Source organism: Methanosarcina soligelidi, assembly GCF_000744315.1.
In the GTDB taxonomy this organism is placed as follows: Archaea; Halobacteriota; Methanosarcinia; order Methanosarcinales; family Methanosarcinaceae; genus Methanosarcina; species Methanosarcina mazei.
Map to the genome: position 1 here is coordinate 3,565,264 of NZ_JQLR01000001.1, position 19,190 is coordinate 3,584,453.

Below are 19,190 nucleotides of genomic sequence, written 5' to 3' on the forward strand. Positions count from 1 at the left end.
AAAGTATTCAACGTTTATAATGATGACTAATAATTAAATGGTTGAGACACTAGTAAAAGAAATCCTGTCAATCTCTGCAAGTGATACAGGATAAAGTGTAACTGAATCAAGAATTCCTGATATTGATCTGAGCAGCCTGAATGAATTGAAATTTTTTACCATTCTAGACATCAAATAACATGTGTATTTTAGTGTACGATTGAGGGTAGTATCAATAGATAACTCATGGTAATTACATGGGATAATATGCAAGCGTGCGGGATTTGTATAGCGTCTTGTGTCTATTCTTTCCCTGATAAAACGGAGCTCTTCAGAATTTTTGATATACTCTCTTCTCTGAGTCGATTTGATTAATTCATTTAAATTCTTCGCAAAAAAGTAGATAAAAATTTCAAAGAAATCAAGTTCTTCTGTATCAAGGTCTGCCGAATCTATCTCCTTTAATGACAATTTTTCAGAATATGAAAGCATTTTGAGCAGGTTTCTTGCAATAACGGCCCTATGCTGTTCATATCTGTCATCTTTAAACAGTTTAGGCAATATTTCGATTGTGATACTACCAGCTTTTACGACTCCAATACAATTCCGTGGTTTGAGGGTTTTTCTTCCGATATCCAGAAATTTATTGGTTTTGTTAATCTTTTCAAGTTCATTAAGAGTTTCTTCAGTTAAATGAAGGGTCCTTGAATTTTCAGAATAATAATCTTTTTCTGTTGACAGGACTACATTATAAGTAACGTATTCAAAAAGAGTTGCAATCGAAATGGTCAACTTAGTCACCTATTTCGTTCTGCCTCTTTTCTGAATTTACCACTCTCTGGATGGTTTTTATGAACTCTTCCCCCTCAAGGTTATCAATAAAGGAAAATGAGCGATTCTCAACTACTATAAATTCATTCCCCAAAACCTGTTTGAGTTTTGCAGGTGCGTCATAGAAATATTCCTGCATAAGCGGAAGGATTTCATAATACCAGATGAAACGGAAATCCTCAATTGCATCATTGCGTGATTTAGAGTCTTTGAGTTTTAATAAATAACTGTGTCCTATTTGATGATCCCTATCGTAGGTTTTGAGGATATTTTCATTGACTTTTTTAAGCGCTTGAATTGAAAGATCGAATACTTCCTTGATATCTTTATCCTCATTTACTAGCTTCTCTTCGAGTACACTATAATCAGGCATCATTTCAATAAATCCAAAACGGCGCCTGAGTGCAATGTCAATTAGAGCAATTGATTTGTCAGCTGTATTCATGGTGCCTATAAGATAGAGATTAGGTGAAACTGCAAATTTTGTTTTGGAGTATGGGAGAGTGATAATTAGTTCATTGTCAGCTGTAAGGCGCTTATCTGACTCAAGAAGTGTAATCAATTCTCCAAAAATACGCGAAATATCTCCTCTATTGATTTCATCAATTACAAGGTAGAATGAAACTTCTCCAGCGGCTTTTTTGGCTTTTTCTTTTTCTTCTACGGTCAGTTGTGGAATATTTTCCATCTGCCCCCATTCTTTTTCGATTTCTGCTTTAGCCATGAGAGCATTGAAAGCAAATCTAGAATATCTTTTAAACAAACCTTCGTCTACCTTATAAGATATCTGACCATCATCATTGTTAAGAGGGCGTAGCCCTTCAATGAAATCTTCATATGAAAAGCTGGGATGGAATGTAATAAATTCGTAATAAGTGATTAATTCATGATTCTTTGAAATTTCTGGTTCGGCTATTTTCTCAACCTTTGAGAATTCATGATTTTGCACAACTTCTGGTTCAATTATATTCTCGACATTTGAATTATCAAGTGAAACCTTCGATAATTTCAGCAGTCTTAAAGCTGCATCTTTATTAATTGGATTCAAGTTGCCTTTTAATTCATTTATAATAGGTTCAGATTTTGATAATATACTGTCATTTCTAAGATCCTCCAATGTAGGACCATTTCTCATTTGTTTTAGATTTTTGATTCTAAAAATTAGTTTACCATCCCATTGGAGTTCCTTTTGAATAAATTCAGCAATACCAATAACTTTCTTTCTAGGACTGGCAGCATAAATAAAAAGCATATCTCCAGCCTTTATTATATCAATTGTCTCTTTTCTATGCATGTTACTATTAATATCTAGTGTAGATTCTGATTTGTTCCAAAGCTCTTGAATTTTCGGATAAGTAAGCTTAGACCCATAAAAGAAAAATTTTCGATCAATAGAGATTTTTTCTTTGGTTGTCTGGTCAGATGTATCTGATTTTATTAAATTAGACGTAACAAAAGTATCATCTTTTTTAGAAGAGTCATAAGGAATAGTCTGTTTTTCGTTGTATATCTGGTCAGAAGTATTTGATTTTATGAAGTTGGATGCAACGTAGGTTTTACCTGTTCCAGGTGGACCATATAGAATAACCTGTTTTTTGTTGGATAGTAGTTTTTTCATTCGAAGACATTCATTCTTCATTGAAGCAGAATCTTCCTCAATTATAACAGAACCACGTCCTTTTACATATACAGACTCAATTTCAGATATCTTTAAGAATACTTCAAAAAGATTATCCAATGTATTATATATCCTATTCTCAATATTGTCCGGAATTTCGCTTTCTTTTACTACACTAACTAGCCTTATATTCTCTGTCCAGTTATTATCTATATCTTCATATTTTCTTAATTCAACTTCATAAGTTTCATTCTCATCAAAGACATGAATCTCTTTATTGGAATTTACTAATTCAAGAAGTTGCTTCTTCAATCCTTTATCAGATTTAACAAATTGAACACATTTGTCACTGTTTTGGACATGTTTTCCATAGCGTAAGCCAAAGAGAATGTAAGAATCAGCGATCCGTATATAAAGCTGAGGACATTTAGAGGCCTTCATGTCATCAATTGAGCTATCTTTTTTTGTGATAGCAGCCCAAACATATGAATTAACAACTTGACCTTTATAATGAAATCCTTTTACGTCAAATTTGTCGCTGTATCCTTTTTTACTTATAAACACTTCTAAATACAATTTTAAAAGTTTATTTGGCGTATTTCCATCGTTATTTGATTTAAATTCTTCAATTTTAGGTTTAATAGTCGAGTTATATCTGTTTTTTATCCTTATCTCTTCATCATCTCTTTCGTATAATTGGCTCCCTACCAAATTTTCATCAACAATTAATCTGGCAATCGAGATAGCTTCCAATATATTTTTCTTAGTCAATTTCATTAATTAACACCGTCACAGTACAATCTAAACCCGCACTCCTTGCAGATTTCCGGATCCTCTGTCCCTTCAAAACCATGCTCATAATCATGAGCAATCCTTTGTGCAGTCTCCACCATAGAGTCGATTGTTCCTCTATCAAGTGGACTTACTCTGCCTTCAGTACCCCTGTACTCTCCGTCCTCCTGCAGCTCAAAACTCCTGGGTTTTTCTAGAGCCAGCATGTCAAGTGTGAGCTTTTTCGCCGTGTATCCGGGGTACATGTGTTCAAAACCTTTTGCGTAGAGTAGAAGCTGCCTTGAACGGTCTTCGGGACTCACATCATATTTCCCAGTTTTGTAATCAATTATCTCGACCTCTTTTTTGGAGGGGTCAAGCAAATCGATTCTATCAATAATACCCTTGAAAACGAAGCCGTCTATAGGGACTGAAAACCACTGTTCTACCATGAGGTTATTTGAGATCCGGTCTTTGTTTCGGAGCCAGAATACTTCAAAAAGAGGAAGGGTAGATTCGAGATCTGCATATATCCATTCTGGCTTTTTATGAAGAGTTTTAGCTATCTCATATAGTGCCTGCTTTTCTGCAACCTTTTCTTTAACTGCGGTTTCAAGTACCTTATGTACGAAACTCCCCCTTGTCATAGCTCCTGTGGAATCTTCATTCTTCCGGCTTGGCATGCGCAGGATTTCCTGCAATTCATACTGTTTCGGACAGTTTTCATATGCCTTCAAAGCGGAAAAGCTGAAACTGAATGCTTCCGGACTGAACCTTAAACCATTATTTCTGACCTTTATTTTTGTGAGGATCTCTCCTGCTCTCATAGCAGGATCTATCGTACTCCATTTATGCTGTAATTCTTCAAGGTAATTCCCGCATCCGCCGTCCCTGAGGGCTCTGTATACCATCAGGTAGTGTACAGCTTCCTCAAGGTCCTTATCAAGGGCTTCAATAAGCTGTTGTATACACCTGTTTTTCTCCCTTTCAAGCTCATCGTCTCTCACAAAACCTGCAGTTTTGATCTCAAAGTCTCTCCGGTAAGACAGGTCAAGAGCATCAAAAGTAGTCTCCATTTCTGTGTTAGCGTTTGCTTCCCTGTCCAGAGGACTTTCTAGGTCTCTCCAGCGATCATATCCAATTTCCATCAAAAACTCGGATGGCTCCCGCTCCTTACCGCCATACTCAAGAGAAAGAGTAAGTATAAGGTCTTCTTTTGCTCGCGTAAACGCGACGTAACAAAGTCGGCGTTCGTCTTCAAATCTTATTTCTTTTTTTCGTTCCTTAATAGCCTTCTCGAGCTCTGCTTCACTTAACTTCGCTGAGAAAAGATCACAGTACTGTTCCATCATTTCCAGTGGAATTAGAAAATCTTGCCCACCCCTTAATAGAGGGAATTTATCCTTTGCCATGCTGGTCACAAAAACAACCCTGAATTCGAGTCCTTTTGCTGCATGGATGCTCATCAGGCTTACAGCATCGTCTTCCCTGATTTTTGCAGATTCAGGGTTGCCCCCCATCTCGTCAAGGATCTCAAGGTAATCGATGAAGCCAAAAAGCTCTCTATTATGAAATTGTTCAAATTTCTTTGCCATTTCATGCAGGTTTCGGAGGTTAAGAAAAGCTTCCCTGGTTTTCAGCGTATCCAGCCTATTAAGGTGTCTTACAATTCCACTTAGATCGTAAATTTCAAGAAGAAGGTCGGAGACATCCAGCAGTTTTTTCTCGCTAAGAACCCTGATTGTTTCTTTTACTTTTTCGACAGTCTTGCATCCGTTTTCGCTTAACTCTATCTCGTCAAGATGGTGGTAAATGGCTTCCTGAAAACGAACTTTGTTTCGCTGGGTGTACTCTCCTATACGAACTGAATCGCTATTTTTAAGGCTGTTATTGTAATGAAAGAGTCGCCACCAGGCCTCTGTGCCTCTTGGAGTAGGATCCATGAGATTGTTTAATATGTAGAGATAGGAAAGTACGGTCTTGATTTCGGGTTGTTTCAAATAGTCTGCATCATCCTTCACAATCACAGGAATTTCGCGCCTCTGGAGCGCCTGTCTGATATGTCTTCCTTGGTTATGGGTTCGATAAAGGACTACAATTTCTTTAAGGGGAACATCATTTTCAATATAGAGTTCAATCTGTTCTACTATTTTTCTTGCTTCTTCGCCATCATCTTTTGTTTCCTGGACGACTACATTTTTGCCCTCGTTATCATTACAGTTCTTGAGAAGGAGACATTCGCCTTTTCGGTCTTCTGGGTAATTATGTGAGATCAGTCTGTGGGCTACCTTGAGGATCTTATTTGTTGACCTGAAACTCGTATCAAGGGATACAACATCTTTTTCTAAAATCCCGAACTGCTCTTTAAACTCTTCTATATTATTCGCGTATGCTCCCCGGAAAGCATAGATGCTCTGGTTTGCATCTGCAACCACTGTGATATTTTTCTCCCTTGCAGTCAGGTGTTTGATAAGTTCGAACTGCACGTAATTAGTATCCTGAAACTCGTCAACAATAATATGGGTATAGGTGTCATTCAACTCTGCTGTGCCATAGGTGTTAAGGAAATCAAGGGCAATTTTATTAAGATCCCCGTAATCAAGGCAATTCAGGGTTTTCTTTCTCTTTTCATACGTTTCCCAGGCGTTGATGAAATCAGCATATTTACGATATTCATCATAAAGTCCGATAAATTTCTGCCATTTTTTCTTTTCATCTTTCAGGGCTTTTTGCTGACTACTATCCTTTAAATGAAATGTGTTCAGGTTGACCTTGCACTCGTTATAAAACTGCTCAAATCTGCTTTCTTCAGCAAAGTTAAGTAACGATTCCTTTCTTGTTTCAAGATAATCTTTGAACTTACTAATAGAAATGTTCAAATCCTTTGCTTTTGCGATTGTGCTGGAGTATAAAGTTGCATTTCTCGATGTTGTACCCAGATCCTTATAAATCAGGATAGCTACATCAATTTCCTCAAAAATGGTAAATTGCTCCGAAATCCCACACTTTTCAGAATTATCTCTTATCAATTCGGCACAGAAGGCATGAAAAGTACTTACCTTTACATTGGTCCCTTGCCCTAAAAGTCCATAGATTTTCTTTTCCATATTTCTGGCAGCTTCTCTTGAAAAAGTAAGAGCGAGAATCTTTTCCGGTTTAACTCCCTGTACTTTGATCATACAGGCAATTTTGCCAGTGATTGTTGTAGTCTTACCTGTACCTGCCCCTGCAAGGATTAAGAAAGGACCTGAAACATGCTCAACTGCATCTCTTTGCCTGGAAGTGAGGTTTGTGAGGAGTTCTTCTAACATGCGGATGCCCCGAAACTATTTTGTTTATTTTTGTATTTCAGAAAGACAGGCATGTATAAAAATATTAAAGTTATTAATCTTCTGGAAACCAGCGATACATGTCATCTTTATCAAAACACGCAATAAAAAAATATAGTAAGTGAGATATTAAATATTTATTAGTTATAACCTGAACCTTAATCAGAAATGAAAGAAGGAAATGTAAAGCATGGAGGAACAAGTTTTAGAAATACTTGAGCAATATGCAAAAAAAAGAGTTGAGATAAAATACATAGTTGGAGAACTGAAAAACGGCGGTATAAACTTAATTTCAGATCCATGGCTAAACAGGCCGTTTATTGATGTAATTAAAAAACTGATCGATGAGAATGTGCTGGTCCCTTTGAAAAGCGCAAAAAAGCTGCAACAGTATGAGGGATTACCTAGCAAGTATGAGATTAATAGACATTACTTCAGACAGTGTGATGAAGAGATACCAGCAGAAGAACTGAGAGGACTTTCATGCAAACTCAATATGAGCTACTATTTAAAGCACATTGAGGAATATCGTGCGCATAGGGAGTTTATACGCAGGATTAATGATTTAATGATGGATAATGATTGTGAAGTCCTTACTGCTAATGAAAGATCATATTTGATATTCGGGGATGAAAAAGCAATTACTTCCCCAAAAAATGCATCTATTGACGGAGAAATTATTTTAAACCGACTGAACCTGACAATCAAGGACATAAAGGCTGAGAAAAAACCAGAACCATTTTTCTATATTAAAGCCAAAGAGTATGAAAGTTTAAGTGATATATTAGCCCGGAAAATTCTTATTGTGGAGAATAAGGATACCTTCTGGACGTTCATGGATGCAACTTTAAGCAGAGAACTTACAGATATTCATTTACTTATATACGGGGAAGGAAACGCCGTTGTAAGTAAGTTTGAGTTTATACAGATGGTGGGCGGTAAGACAACTGATCATTATTATTATTTTGGGGATATGGATCAGGAAGGAATACTTATTTTTAATCGGTTAAGGAGTACCTTTTCAGAGTATAATATTCGTCCAGCAGTTTCATTATATGAATATATGTTGAATAAATCTGGGCAGGAAAACGCCAAACCTCTGCGGAAATGCCGTAAAATAAACGAAGAGTCGCTGTCTCCATTCATCGATTTCTTCAGCCACGAGACTAGAAAAGTAATTGAAGAGATTATATCTGCTCAAAAATACATTCCTCAAGAAGTTGTCAATAAAACAGATATGAGGAGGCTGCGTATGATTGGAATACGCTAAACATTTCCAGGACATTAACGAACGGATGAGGCATTTAAAATGTTATTATCCATTTTTCCGGATCTATGCGTATTCTTATCGGAATAATCTGGAATATGATTTACCCTATATCGCACTTAGTGTTTTGACCTTATTAATCGAGGAGGGAAAACTACGTGGACGTTCCCTGAAGGTAGATGAAATTGAGGTACATATAAAGAATATACTCAATGAAATGTATATGGATTATGAGACTAACAGCAAACAGGTAACACGTACATTATTGACTATTCTAGAAACGGACAGAGACGGAGAATCGTATCATTTTGAATATATGGACCCTATCCGTAGAAAGAAAGATGGTCATTATGTGCATCTGATAGAATATGATGTAAGTAACAAGGCTTACCAAATCAGTGATGCAGGACTTGATTTCATGATAAGCATCAAGGAACTGCCAGAGGAATCAAAAATTTCTGTGAGCTTAATCCTTTTTAAAAAGCAGATTGAAAATGGTTCTTTCGTAACTGCATTGAATACGGTAAGAGAACTCAATCTTGAGGTTCTTCGCAAAAAAGAAAAAAAACAGAATTTGTTAGAGAAAATGCTGTATGGAGGAGCCGATGTAGTTGAGGATTATTCCATTTTCTCAGAGGGAGTTTTTAGCCAACTTCAACAAGAAAAAATTTTATTTGAAGAAGTCAGAACCACTCTTTTAGAATTAACAAAAAATCACGAAGAAATCATCAATATTTCCAACAAAAGTGCGAATGAAAAGGATTTCTTGATCCTTAAGCAAATTTCTACTGAGCTCGACCGTGGTTATCAGCTTCACTCCGGATTACTGAAGGAGTATACAGACCTGCCGGGAGAGTATGAGAAAATTTGTCGGATCAGGGTAAACTCGTTATTCGATAGAAAATGGCATTTTAAGGAAATCCTCGAAAACAATATTAGGCAAAATTATCCAAATGATGTTCATGTTATTGGAATGCACCCTATGTTCCTACCTAAAACCACTAGGTCTTTTAGTTTATACAAAATATTTGAATCGCAGATTGTAAGCCGTAAAAAATCTGAAGTTTCCGAAACAAGGCAGAATGATGAATGGAGTGAAAAAAAGCTTATTGATGGAACAGTTGATGAACGGCAAAGAAACAATTTTAGAGTTTATGCTCATGCGTTACTCGGGTGTGTAGAGGATCATGGCGGGGATTTAACCCTTGAAGTATATCTTAAGACAGTTGAAGATACACTTGGACCTGAAGCACTGCAAAATATGGATCTGATTCCCTTCCTGTTTTCGCTTAATGTTGATATTGATGATGTAAACGCGCAAGCCTCTGATAATTCTCAAAAACTGAAAAACAAGGAACTAAACGTCACTCGGTTTGAATTTAATAAACTAAAATTATCGTGCCACTCCAATCGTGAACTGATCCTAGAGGCGTTACTATCCGCACATGAAGCACTCGGTCTTTCAAGTTCCACTTTTATCGTTACATCCTTTCCGGACGAGATAATAAATATTAAAAAAGGGTTCAGTGCTTATATATCAAACATGAAATTTATTATGAAGTGATTATGTGAAATTTGAAAAAGAGAATCTAGTGTCATGACCATTTAATTATTTCACATAATACTTTGACATTTTCTCATCTGCATTCTTCCTTGTAAACTTCCATTCAATTTTCCTTTTGTGTTCATTCCTTCTCTTTGTCCATGAATCCACTTCATTTTTAAGCGTCTCGATGTCCCCGATCCTTCTTCCTGTACATTCGATATCCATGACATTGATCTCGATTTCAGCAGCATTGAGCCAGCTTGCATGTTTTGGCGTGTAATGGAACTCTATCTTGTCCAGAATCTTCTTTGCTTCCTCTTCTGAGAATGCTTCGTAGAATGACTTCTCTTTATGGATATTGAGATTATCCGTAACCAGTCTGATGACTTCTGCTTCAGAATATTCTTCTGTGACAAGAATCTTCATGAATTGTGCAAAATCCTTCATTGTTCTTCTTTTGGTTACCTGAGTTACCCTTTTTCCTGCTTTGAACTCTACCGCCATGAATATGTTTGCTGTTCCGTTTCTGACATACTCATAATCATATTTTTCTGAACTTCCAAGCTTCATAGGAATGCTCATTCTTTTATCCCTGAGCAGTTGCTTAGGCTTCTCGTCAAGACAGATAAGAGGTTTTTTAGGATCATAATCCTCTTCATACAGACTAAGAATGTCATACATCCTGTCTCTATATTCAGTATCGATAGTCTGAATACACCACATCCGTCTTAACCAAGGTTTAGTTTTGCTTTTTTCAAAATAAGCCTGACACTCTCTTTACCTATAGTTTCAAATCCTTCTTTTTTCCTAAGTTCTTCAGTAAGCAGGGAAAGAGACCATCTTTTGCTTCCATCAGGGGAACTGCTGCAGGCTAAAGCGATTACTTCTGCAACATGTTTTTCAGTGTATTTTATAGGTTGACCAGATCTCGATTTGTCAAAAAGAGCATTGGGGAGACCTTCATCAAGGTATCTTTTCCGTATATTCAAAGTGGTACTCCTGGAAATACCTAATATTTTCACGATTTCAGTGATTTCTGTTTGCTGGTTTGATAGAAGGAGAATACGGGCTCGAGTTAGTTCTCTTGCGCTTTTACGTCCTTTTCTCACAAAATCCTGAAGGAAATTTACTTCATTATCTGCAAGTTGAATCTGTAGCATGAAGGTATAAAAGTATTCAACGTTTATAATGATGACTAATAATTAAATGGTTGAGACACTAGGAATCGCTTTTGATATGCTTTATCAGATGTTGTCAACTGGCTCAATTGAAAGATTTGTGTATCCAAAACACTTCATGCGTTATGAACAAGAAAGCGAAATAAGGGAAGCGCTTGATTTTTGTGCTGAAAAACTCGGACTATACGTTTGCGGACGCGGAGATTCAATATTTTTGAGTGCCGGAGTTGGAAACCGTGTTTTTGGTTATACTAATGAAGATGTTAAAAATGAACTCGGGAGAGGATTCAAAAACCCCGAAATGTACACAGTCTTTTTCATAATGAATGTAATAGTAAGCGAATTTTACAAAGAATCCTTTCATGACACACTTCGCATAAACCTTCCTAAAAATTACCTTATAGGAATTATAGAAGCAAAAATTCGGGCATTATCTGATTTTGAAGATCTGGATAAAATCAGTGAAGAGTATAAATTTAATTTCAGGGAAATTAAAGACTTATGGGATAGTTTGCCAAACGTAGAATTCAGAGATGATTCAGATATTGAGATCAAACAAAAAGGTACCAGTTCAAAGACTGCGATCATAAATGAAACTGTTATTTTTATGAAAAAACACAGACTGGTAGATGAGCACAATAATGCAGTTTATCCTACGGAAAGATTCAAAGCAATCGTGTCTGAAGCGTATAACAGGTCAGACGTTCAAACAGACATAATAGAGTTCATTGATGATTTGACTTGTTTGGAGGAAGAAAAGAATGCCGAAACTTAAAAACCTCCGAATTATTAATGCCCAGTTCAATGAAGGCAAGGGCATATACCAGGATTTTCTCATGCCTTTTGACGGTCTTAGCGCAACGTATGAACTTGTTAACGGTGGTGGCAAATCCGTCCTTGTAATGCTATTATTGCAGTGCATCATACCGAAATCACATCTTGATTCAAAAAAACCTTTTAAGGCTATGTTTGAAGGAGGGGATCCAAATAGGACAACGCATGTTCTGGCTGAATGGGAACTTGATGAAGGGTTATATGAACACAAGTACTTGCTTACAGGATTTTGTGCGAAAAAGAAAGATGACCCTGATGATCTTCTCGAGAGTGGGGGTGTGAACCATTTCAGCTACATCCATCTCTACGATAAGTCAAATGACTTGGATATCTTTAGAATCCCCTTATGTAGATGGGAAAATAACGAGTTTGTGGTTATGGATTTTTCCAAAACACTTTCCATGTTAAAAGAAAAAAGTGGAGATTTCAATATATGGATAACTGAAACTATTAGAGAGTACAAGGAACGAATCAAGGAATATAATTTACTCGAGGCAGAGTGGCGATTGGTTCAGAGCATCAATAAAGATGAAAACTACCTGAAGACCTACTTTGGAGGTAATTATGGCACCTCCCGAACTCTTGTTGAAAAACTCTTAATAAACACTACAGATGAATGTTTAAGAGATAAACGTCGGTTCAGTGGAGACAATTCTGAGGAAAAAAGTAGCGAGTCACTTGCGAGTGCACTTTATCAGTCCCAGGAAGATTTAAAGAGGCTTAAAGAGGAAGTCGAGCACGTCAAGGAGTATACAACACTTAATTCAGAAGTCAATAAGATAATTGATGAAAACAATAAAGTAATCGAATCCCATCAGAAATTTGATGAGGCTAAACTTATTGCCTCTTCTCAGTATAAGGCTCATGATTTGAAAGTAACTGAGACGCTTTCTAATCTTGAAAAAGCTGAATTTGACCTTAACGAAACAAAGAGATTGCACGAGAAAGTCGAACATGATATCGAAAGATTCGAATTAATGCGGCTTAATATAAAAGTGAATAAAAGCAAAACTGTTTTAGAAGAGCTGAGGGTCGAAAAAGAAGGGGTTGAAAAATCACTTCAAGACCTAAAACATAAATCGAATTTTGCAACTGCCACAAACAAGTATCTTGAGATTCAAAACCTCAACAGTGAGATCCGTGAATCCCAAAACACTCTGGAAAATATAAGAAAGCAGAATAATGAATTGTTTGGTGAGCGAGACACTATTGGAAAAAGTTTGTTCTTACGTATTTCGGAAGACTTGGATATGGTTTCTGAACAGTATGAAGCTGAAATGAAAGCTAAAAATGAAATTCAGGAGAAAATAAGTGACTGTCAACATATCATCGGACAGCTTCATAACGAATTGAATTTTTTGGGTAAAGAAATATCCCGATATGATGACGAACTTAAAAACCTGAAAAAACGCGAATCTGTACTTAATAACCAATATGCTCAATATTCAAGGATCACTTGTGGCCTGATTATAGAAGACGAAGTCGAAGCAACAGGAGAACTTATAGAGGAACTTGAGGGCAAACTCAAACAGTTAGCAGATGAAATAGAAACGTTGAAATCTAGTCTTTTAACTAGTGAAATTGAAATTAAATATATTCAAAGTCAAATTAAAAACACTGAAGAAAACATCGAGAAGGTAAGAGCCAACATCCTCAAGTTTGAATCGGATAGAAGAGCAGTGCTAGATATTGTTGAAGCCCGTGAAGGGACTGACATCGAACCCTGTCTCCTTACAGTAGATAAAGAGATTAATGACACTCAGGAACTGTTGTCAACAGCCAGAAAAACCCACAAGGAACTTAAACAAGAATTGAAGATGGTACAGGAATACGGTTTTGCCTTAAGCGAAGATTTTGAAGATGCGCTCACCTTATTAAGAGACCGCTTTAAATTTGCTCGGAGCGGAGCTGAGTACCTCAAGGATCTAGATACTGATGGTCAAAGAAAGCTATTGAATAATGTCCCGTGGCTTCCTAAAGCAATAATTCTTGCTAATGATGATTTCGACGCCCTTGTTAAAAATCCGCGAAATCATTTATCACCCAAAATAATGGATTCCTCAGTAATTCTTACAGGCATTTCAAGTATCCAGGAAAATAAAAAAGTCTCTCTCGAAAATGTGTTTATACCTTCAAGAGATGCTGAGTATTACGTTAATGTTCTCAATAGAGAAAACACGATTAATCGCATAGAGGAAAAGATCAAAGATGTCGAGCAACAAATCGTTCGCTGTGATAATTCACTTAAAGTTGCTAAGAACGACAGAGAAGCTCTTTCCTTTTATCTCTATACTTATCCTGTAACTTATGAATCTGAACTGCATGAGAGGTTGTCAGAGTACGAATCTCTGAAAAAAGAGGAAGGAAACAATTTGGTCAGTATCCGAAAAAAAAATGAAGACGATAGTGTAGCTCTTGAGCAGGCTAAATCAAGTCTATTGACTACTCAAGAAAAGCAGGAAAAGCTAAAAGAGAAACGTGATCTGCTCATCGATCTAAATAAGATAATGGATGAAATTGTAGAAAAAACAAGAGCTCTGGAACAGAGCAAATTGACCCTGAATAATGTAGAAACTCAGCATAGGGAGAAAAAGAACCTAAAATACAAGCTGGACATTGACTCTAAGGAAAAAGACAGTTCTGTGCGGTCTCTTTACTTACAAAAGAGCATGCTCGATAAAGAGGTAAAGTCATTTGTTCAGTATCGAAATGTGAATGTAGATAAATTGCCGGAAAAGGATACAGACACACTCCGCTCAAAGTGGATCTCAGTTAATAGTGTACTCAACCAGGTTAGCGGGAACATTGAACAAATTGATCATAGGATAGAAAAGAACAAATCTCTAATAGAAGTGTTTTTAAAAGATATCAAAAACTTAGAAGTGTCAATTGAAAGCATCAAAGCCAATAGTAGAAGTCAGCCGTATCCCGACGATCATCTGGAGTTTCTAAAGAAAGAAATAGAAAATGTACAGGCTAATTTGGAGGATATGAATTCCAGACTTCACAAAGCGAGTGATAACCTACTTCTTCTCACGAGAGAGTTTGAAGAGAAGTGTCATAGATTTAATGCCAAATCTGGAAAGGTTTACTTAGCGGACTCCTTTCTCATTGATTCAACTCTGGTAGATGAAGAACTAACCAAAAATCAAAAAGAGAGCTATCGTCTAGTTGAAAAGATAGTAGGGCTAGAAAATCTATGCAAGAAAACGGAAAAGGAACTAGAATCTCTTAAAAATAGCCTGGATCATTATAAGATCTTGAGTGATGTTTATAAAATTGAAACACAGGCTGTTGAGATAGCTGTAGAACTTATCAGTCACAAGGAAATAGAGAATCTTTTGAAAAATACTAAGGAAAACGTTGAAAACAGAAAAAGCAAATTCAACGTTGCTAAAGAACAGTTCCTGAATAAAATCGTTGATTTGCCAGTTGCTTCTTATTTTAAAGATGTTGTGAGACAGAAACTCCTAGTTGCAAATACCCTAAGAGAGGCAGAAAGCAATGCAAATGCTCTGCAAGACTATTCCTGTACCATAACTTCAAGAATGGAAATGCATCAGAAACAGGCGGACTCTCTTAAAAGTGTCGAAGAGAATATAGTTGCTCAGGCATTAGGTATTGCAATGTTGTATAGGGATTACTTGCACAAATTTGTCAAGTTGTCAAAAATAGATGTGGATGGGACCCTGGAAGAGATGGTTCGAATAAACTTCAACGATTGTGAATACTCTGAAGAACGTGCTGAATCTGAAATGAGGTACTACATCCAAGAACTCATCCAGGAAATTGAAGTCGGTAATATTGGCAAAAAAGAGTTAATAAATAATCTTACCCCTGCGTATTTAATAAATAAAGTTCTGGACATGAAATTGCTTAAGCTGGACATACGTAAAATTGACAGAAACTCGCTTAAATTCCAGAGATGGGAAAGGATACAGGCGTCCGGAGGTCAGGAAAATGCCATGTATATCATATTTTTGGTAGTGCTCATGTCATATATCAGAGATATTGTGGTTGACAGAAGAGATAAAAATACGTCAAAAGTCCTAGTGATAGACAATCCATTTGGGACAACCAGTTCATATTATCTCTGGGAAAAAATATGGGCAATTCTTGAGAGAAACAATGTTCAGTTAATCTGTCCTGGACACAAAATTGGTACAAATGTAATGGAATTTTTTCCAATAAATCATCTTCTTACAGAGGAATTATCTACAAACGATCGAACTCGTATAGGCATCCAAGTAAGGGCTAGAAGCGAGATTTTGGATCGTATAGAGCGCCAAAAGCGCGGAGGACAACTGTCAATATCAATGTACTGAGAATAATTAAAGTACCTCCTTTAGAGAGTAGAGAAGATGATATCTTGGAAATTACCATGATGATATATGAAAAAGACAGAATGCTACAGAAGAGTTAGGTTTCAAGACTTTCTGGGTCCGTGCTAAGTACCTTTAAATCCACTACAGTCTTTATTGTAGTTTCACATCAAAGAGATAATTAATTTTTATTTGTGGCTTATCAGGGTTCTCTGCGTTCCATGCAGCCCTTAAGAAATTATGGTTCGCATCCATGACTTCAGCATCACAGATAAAGTCCATGCGTTCATGTTCAAGTAATTCGGATTAAGTAATTCGGATTCAGATACCCTACTGTCTACTAACCGCGAATTCTTCTTTCGAAATATATAAATACAAATTTAACATCAATAGCTTTTAATATTTATTAAAAACTGTGAAAGGAATAAGCATGGAATGGATACTTTTAATAATTGCAGGGTTATTTGAAACCGGATGGGCAATCGGACTAAAATACAGCAATGGATTAACCAGATTCTATCCAGTGGTATTTACGGTTATTACTTTAATTTTAAGCATGTATCTATTGGAAAAAGCTCTGAGAACATTGCCTGTTGGAACAGCTTATGCAGTTTGGACAGGTATTGGTATTATTGGGACAACAGTATTGGGAATATTCCTTTTTAATGAGTCAATGAATATAACACGGATTTTCTTTATTGGATTAATTGTCATTGGTATTGGCGGATTAAAACTGGTATCAGCCTGATTATTCTGATCATCTAACTCCTGATATTGATAGGAAATAATCTGATTTATGTGTGAGAGATGAGTGAGAAAAATGAAGGATATTGAAGAAAAGATAATTGACATCGGTCATGAGATTTTTAAGGGTTATGGGGTTGATGACATCACTGCACAAATCCTGTCGATACTTAACTTTGAATCAGATGAAATAAGTATGGAGGAATTGGCACAGAGAACAGGATATAGTCTTGCTTCCATCAGCCTTAAGATTAAAAATATTGAACAATTCTGGAGCATAAAAAGGATATATAAGCCAGGGTCTCGCAGGACATATCTATATATGGAAAAAAACCTGTTAGACGCTTTTGCTATCCAGATCAGGAATGGATTTGAAACCGAACTGGACATTGCAAAGAAGAAAATAACTCCCCTTATAGAGGAATATAGAGAAAATGCAACTACTCAGGAACAAAACACTAAACTCCATACGTATGAAAATTATCTATCTGAAATTAATAAGTTTGAAGAATTGATCCGCTATGTATACTATCAAATAGATCGTCTGAAAAAGAATCAAGTTTAGTTATTGCCAACTCCAGATCACATAATGAACTCGGTGGCAGAGTGCTCTAGCCCAGGACAGGTGTAGCCGGAGTGGGATACTTTGCAAAATTGAATTAAAAAGGACTTACGCGGTTGGGCTTGGAAATCAATATAATTAAACCTTCAGCTATCTAAAGTGCAACCCTGCCCACGACTTCTATTGTACTTTATTTTGATCCTCAAATAGAAGCCCTAACTAATAGTTACCATTTTATCCAAATCTTTTTATTAACAGATGATCAATTTAACATAAATTTCAGAATATCGAAAAAGCAATCATTGAATACGTTCTTTTTATGTGGCACTAATTTAAGAAAGGTTCCCTGACCCGGCAGCACTAAAACTACCTCCTTCAGCAATGTGAGCTATGAATTTTTTTTGAAAATCCAAATCAATAAAAAATAATTGACATTTGGAAGGATATTATAAGCATGCTTTCTAAAGGGGCAAAAGAACAGGAGCCTGTATCGTATCAGGCACTGTTAGATGAGAATCACGCCTTATTAGATGAGAATAGCGCTTTACAAGACGAAGTACAGAGCCTGAAAAGATGTCTAACAGAAGCTGAAGAACTTAAAAGCGACATTAATGAGCGCAAGAAACCAGAGGAGGCACTCAAAGAGAACGAAGCGCGTTGTAAGGTTGATGAGGCCGTTAAAGCCGGACGGGAGCAATTGAACAGATTGCTGGATATATTGCCGGCCTACGTGGTACTGCTCTCCCCGGATTACCAGGTGCCGTTTGCAAACCATTTCTTTGAAGAGCACTTCGGCAAGTCTGAGGGCCGGCGTTGCTATGAATATCTCTTCCAGCGCGTTGAACCCTGCGAAAACTGTGAAACCTACAAGGTGCTCAAAACGGGTTTACCTCATCGTTGGGAATGGACAGGGCCAGACGGCCGCAATTATGACATCTACGACTACCCGTTCAAGGATTCAGATGGTTCCACACTCATCCTGGAGGTAGGTATAGATATCACCGAGACCAAACAGGCACATGCGGCAGTTCAGGCAGAGAGGCAGCGGCTCTTTGACGTGCTGGAGACGCTGCCGGCAATGATATGCCTGTTAGTACCTGACTATCACGTCGCCTTTGCCAACCGCAGTTTCCGTGAAAAGTTTGGCGAGTCAGGCGGCAGACGCTGTCATGAATATCGTCATGGACTTGCCGAGCCTTGTGAATTCTGCGAATCATATAAGGTGCTTGAAACCGGTCAACCCCACCATTGGGAAGTCACCATCCCGGATGGAAGCGTGATTGATGTCTATGATTTTCCGTTCACGGATGTTGACGGTTCTCCTATGATACTCAAGATGGACGTTGACATCACCGAGCGTAAAAAAGCAGAAGAAGCTTTGGTAAAGATTGAAGAGGCTCGCATAAAAGAAATTCACCACAGGATTAAGAACAATCTGCAGGTTATTTCATCCTTGCTTGACCTTCAGAAAGAAAAGTTTTCTCACCGTGAAGTTTGTAAAGTTTCGGAAGTTATCGAAGCTTTTATGGAAAGCCAGAACCGCGTAATCTCTATGGCTCTTATTCACGAAGAGTTATATAAAGGAGATAAAATAGACACCCTTGAATTTGGAAGTTATCTGAGAAAGCTAACTGCAGACCTCTTTGGTTCATATAATATTGGGAATAAGGACATCAGTTTCAAGTTGAACCTTGAGCAGGTTGACCTTGATATGGATACAGCAATACCTCTTGGGATTATTGTAAACGAGCTAGTTTCAAACTCTTTTAAGCATGCCTTTCCTGCTGGAAAAGGTGAAATCCAAATAAACCTCCTCAGAACTAAAAATTCTGCCTCTAAGAGTGACATTCCTGTCTCAGATAAGGACTGTATGGGAAAAAGTGGCTTCAATTACATACTCGAGCTATCGGATAACGGGAAAGGAATCCCGGAAGAGATAGGTCTCGAGAGTTCGAATTCTCTCGGACTCCAGCTTGTAAATATTCTGGTTGAACAGATAGACGGTGAAATCGAGTTAAAAAGAGATAAAGGTACTGAGTTCAAGATAAGTTTCATTGTACAGAGATAAGTTTCATTGAACAGAAGAGTTGATTGGGATTCAGATGGTTAAACGATGAATTCAGCATCGATATCTTTATTTACAAGAATTAAGATGTCCAGATAACCGATTGAGTTTTTAACTATCAAAAATTTCTTATGGGTTTCGATT

11 protein-coding genes and 1 pseudogene are annotated in these 19,190 nt (G+C 37.1%); 7 read left to right on the plus strand and 5 right to left on the minus strand.

Going from position 1 to position 19,190, the window contains the following annotated elements:
• Positions 1 to 33: 33 nt before the first annotated feature.
• From M886_RS15285 to M886_RS15295, 3 genes are read right to left on the minus strand one after another with little or no spacing between them, the layout of a single operon-like run.
• Positions 34 to 771, minus strand: a complete 738-nt coding sequence (locus tag M886_RS15285; protein WP_048051442.1) for a 5-methylcytosine restriction system specificity protein McrC — start codon at positions 769 to 771, stop codon at positions 34 to 36.
• Between the two features lies 1 nt (position 772).
• A complete protein-coding gene (locus tag M886_RS17555) occupies positions 773 to 3,205 on the minus strand; it encodes an AAA family ATPase (protein WP_052718739.1) in 2,433 nt (810 codons plus the stop codon).
• The gene (locus tag M886_RS15295; protein ID WP_048038523.1) at positions 3,205 to 6,510 is read right to left on the minus strand and encodes an ATP-dependent helicase; all 3,306 of its coding nucleotides are present in this window, start codon (positions 6,508 to 6,510) and stop codon (positions 3,205 to 3,207) included. Before M886_RS15295 ends, M886_RS17555 begins: the two co-directional genes overlap by 1 nt.
• Positions 6,511 to 6,718: 208 nt before the next feature.
• On the opposite strand from M886_RS15295, the gene M886_RS15300 reads away from it, so the two are divergent.
• Entirely contained in the window at positions 6,719 to 7,798 is a 1,080-nt protein-coding gene (locus tag M886_RS15300) for a Wadjet anti-phage system protein JetD domain-containing protein (RefSeq protein ID WP_048038524.1), read from the plus strand.
• On the plus strand, positions 7,785 to 9,359 hold the full coding sequence (locus M886_RS15305) for a hypothetical protein (protein ID WP_048038663.1): 1,575 nt from the start codon (positions 7,785 to 7,787) through the stop codon (positions 9,357 to 9,359). The genes M886_RS15300 and M886_RS15305 overlap by 14 nt, the downstream gene beginning before the upstream one ends.
• A 45-nt stretch (positions 9,360 to 9,404) precedes the next feature.
• Here the strand turns inward: M886_RS15305 and M886_RS18100 are convergent.
• Positions 9,405 to 10,501, minus strand: a pseudogene (locus M886_RS18100) (IS630 family transposase).
• Positions 10,502 to 10,547: 46 nt separating this feature from the next.
• On the opposite strand from M886_RS18100, the gene M886_RS15320 reads away from it, so the two are divergent.
• Positions 10,548 to 11,294, plus strand: a complete 747-nt coding sequence (locus M886_RS15320; RefSeq protein ID WP_048051443.1) for a DUF6063 family protein — start codon at positions 10,548 to 10,550, stop codon at positions 11,292 to 11,294.
• Positions 11,281 to 15,678, plus strand: coding sequence for a hypothetical protein (locus M886_RS15325; RefSeq protein ID WP_048038666.1), 4,398 nt, complete (start codon positions 11,281 to 11,283; stop codon positions 15,676 to 15,678). Before M886_RS15320 ends, M886_RS15325 begins: the two co-directional genes overlap by 14 nt.
• A 150-nt stretch (positions 15,679 to 15,828) precedes the next feature.
• Here the strand turns inward: M886_RS15325 and M886_RS19415 are convergent, their stop codons facing one another.
• A complete protein-coding gene (locus tag M886_RS19415; RefSeq protein WP_259637114.1) occupies positions 15,829 to 15,957 on the minus strand; it encodes a hypothetical protein in 129 nt (42 codons plus the stop codon).
• Between the two features lie 148 nt (positions 15,958 to 16,105).
• Between M886_RS19415 and M886_RS15330 the strand changes: the two genes are divergently transcribed.
• From M886_RS15330 to M886_RS17560, 3 genes are all read left to right on the plus strand, one after another.
• Positions 16,106 to 16,423 carry a DMT family transporter gene (locus M886_RS15330; protein ID WP_048038667.1) on the plus strand — a complete coding sequence of 106 codons (318 nt, stop codon included), beginning with the start codon at positions 16,106 to 16,108 and terminating at the stop codon, positions 16,421 to 16,423.
• A 72-nt stretch (positions 16,424 to 16,495) separates the two neighbouring features.
• A complete protein-coding gene (locus M886_RS15335) occupies positions 16,496 to 16,984 on the plus strand; it encodes a GbsR/MarR family transcriptional regulator (RefSeq protein WP_048038670.1) in 489 nt (162 codons plus the stop codon).
• Between the two features lie 451 nt (positions 16,985 to 17,435).
• Complete coding sequence (locus M886_RS17560) at positions 17,436 to 19,049, plus strand: sensor histidine kinase (protein ID WP_052716858.1); 1,614 nt, start codon at positions 17,436 to 17,438, stop codon at positions 19,047 to 19,049.
• Positions 19,050 to 19,190 lie beyond the last annotated feature (141 nt).